1 protein-coding gene is annotated in these 866 nt (G+C 55.1%); it reads left to right on the plus strand.

The window, feature by feature from the left end; translation table 11 throughout:
- Positions 1-866: outer membrane protein transport protein (locus WH277_RS00035; protein ID WP_339503617.1), on the plus strand; the 866-nt coding region annotated here is incomplete at both ends.

The raw sequence follows: 866 nt of genomic DNA on the forward strand, positions 1-866 counted from the left end.
CCATTGGTCTTGGCCGTGCTTATTCCGGCGAAGGCGCAATGGGTGATACCGCTGCATCGGCCAGTCGTAACCCGGCTACCATGGCATTAATGGATCGCCCTGAGTTTTCTATCGGCGCGGTATTTATCGATCCCGATGTGAATATTCAGGGACAGTCCGGCGCAGGCAATAGCCTGAATGCCGATAATATTGCACCGACGCAGTGGGTACCGAATATTCACTACGTGCAGCCGCTGAACGATCAGTGGTGGATTGGCGCCTCGGCAACCAGCAACTATGGTCTGGCCACCGAGTTTAACGATGGGTATGCCGGCGGTCCTTTTGCCGGAAAAACCGATCTGATGACCATGAACCTGAACCTCAGCACCGCTTATCGTCTCAACCAGAATTTCAGCTTCGGTGTCGGTGTGAATGCCGTATACGCCCGGGCGAAGATTGAACGTAACATCGGTGAGCTGGGCGCTTTCCTGCCCGCCGCGGGTTTACCCGCTGCACCGGCTGACACCCAGATTGCTCACCTGAAAGGTGATGAATGGGGCTACGGCTGGAACGCCGGTGTTCTTTACGAAGTGGATGATAAAAACCGCTTTGGCCTCAGCTACCGTTCAGAAGTGAAAATCGACTTTGACGGTGACTACAGCAGTGATATCCCGGTAGCCTACAACCCGATCGGTGGTCAGTTTGGTCTGCCATCCGGTACGGGCGGTAACACTGTTTCAGGCTCACTGTCATTGCATCTGCCTGAAATGTGGGAATTGTCCGGATACCACAAAGTTGCACCACAGTGGGCCGTTCACTACAGCCTGGCGTATACCAGCTGGAGCCAGTTCCAGGAGCTGAGAGCGACCGGCAGCAATGGTCAGGAC

The sequence above is a fragment of the Erwinia sp. MYb416 genome (genome assembly GCF_037479575.1).
In the GTDB taxonomy this organism is placed as follows: Bacteria; Pseudomonadota; Gammaproteobacteria; order Enterobacterales; family Enterobacteriaceae; genus Erwinia; species Erwinia rhapontici.